At 36.3% G+C, this 1,545-nt stretch carries 1 protein-coding gene; it reads right to left on the bottom strand.

Annotated features, from left to right (window positions below):
* Nucleotides 1-65: 65 nt before the first annotated feature.
* Nucleotides 66-1,489, bottom strand: a protein-coding gene (locus tag BN2920_RS20820) for an IS3 family transposase (RefSeq protein WP_230132317.1) whose coding sequence is annotated in 2 segments (ribosomal slippage) — nucleotides 66-1,000 and nucleotides 1,000-1,489 — 1,425 coding nt in all. Because the reading frame shifts where the segments join, the coding sequence is not laid out codon by codon here.
* Between the last annotated feature and the right edge of the window lie 56 nt (nucleotides 1,490-1,545).

Genomic DNA, 1,545 nt, shown 5'->3' with positions numbered 1-1,545 from the left:
ACTGAGGTGACCCCAAAAAGTTAGACTTTTTAAGCGTAGCAGTTTTAATGGCTGCTACGCTATTTTTATGCAGCCAAGAGGTTGAGCCTGTATTCTACGGGACTCATCCATCCTAGTTTCTCTTTAATTCTTTGTTCATTGTAGTACTTGATGTATTGTTCTATTGCCTCTTTGAGTTCATCATAACTGTAGTAAACAACGCCGTAGTACATTTCCTGTTTCATTATTCCAAAGAAGTTCTCCATTACTGAATTGTCATGGCAGTTGCCCTTTCGGGACATACTTTGAAAAATTCGATTTTCTTTAAGAGTGTGTACATAAGCTTTCATTTGGTAAGCCCAACCTTGATCAGAATGAAAAGTTCTTCTGTATGGACAATCAGCTGTGATTTCAATTGCCTGGTTTAGTGCTCCCATGATATTGGCCGCTGACGGATGTTGAGATATTCCATAGCTTAAGATTTCTCTATTACACATATCCATGAATGGATCTAAGTATAGTTTCTTTATTATCATTCGTCCCTTATCATCAACCTCATAATACTTAAACTCAGTAGTATCTGTTGTGATTTTCTGATGAGGAATCTGTGTGTCAAAACGTCTATGAATTCTGTTAGGAGCAACCTTTCCAACTTTACCCTTGTATGAACTATACTTACGACTCTTTCTTGTAAAGGAAGTCACCTGAAGATTAAGCTTTTGCATAATTCTCTGAACTTTCTTTTTATTTATAAGTATTCCTTGTTTACGTAGTGCTCCGTATACACGTCGATAACCCCAATCTTTATTAATACTACGTATTTCAAGGATCTTTTCTTCTAGTTCTTTATTAGGATTTTCTCTATTAAATCGCTTTTGCCAATACATGTATGTCGCTTTTGGAAAGCCTACAACTGCGAGAATATCTTTTAATTTGAATTCTCCTCGGAGGCTGTGGATGATTCTCGCTGTTTTTTCAGAAGAGCTTCCTCCTCTAAACGCAGCCTCCTCAGTTCTTTTAAATATGCGTTCTCAATTTTGAGCTTGAGCAATTCATCTTCAAGCTGTTTTACATGTTCAGCAGTAGTGTCAACTGAAACAATTTCGGCGGATTCTGTTTTACTAGACAATTTATTTGATGATTCCAACGATATCTTTCGTCCCTTCTTCTTCGGCCGCAAAGCATCAGGACCAGCAATTCTAAAATCATTTACCCACTTAACTATTTGCGTTGGATTATGTATCCTTTCTTGAAGGGCTAACTCCTGATATGAGACCTCACTTGTTAGATATAATTCTACTACATGAAGTTTATATTCGAAAGTAAAAGATTCATTTTTTCTTGAACGCATCAACGCTTCATCGCCTAATGTACGGTAATTATCAACCCATAATTTAACCTTGCTTGGAGAAGGAATACCAAACTCTTTCGCAAGAAATTTATAACCACCTTTACCATCCAAATACGCTTGAACAACTTCTTTTTTGAATTCATAACTATATTTTGCCAAAAAACCGACCTCCAAATCATTAGATTTTTGGTCTAACTTTTTGGGGTCGGTTCATT

Origin of the sequence: Clostridium neonatale (assembly GCF_001458595.1) — a bacterium.
Classification (GTDB): Bacteria; Bacillota; Clostridia; order Clostridiales; family Clostridiaceae; genus Clostridium; species Clostridium neonatale.
This window is presented reverse-complemented; position numbering and strand designations above follow the sequence as displayed.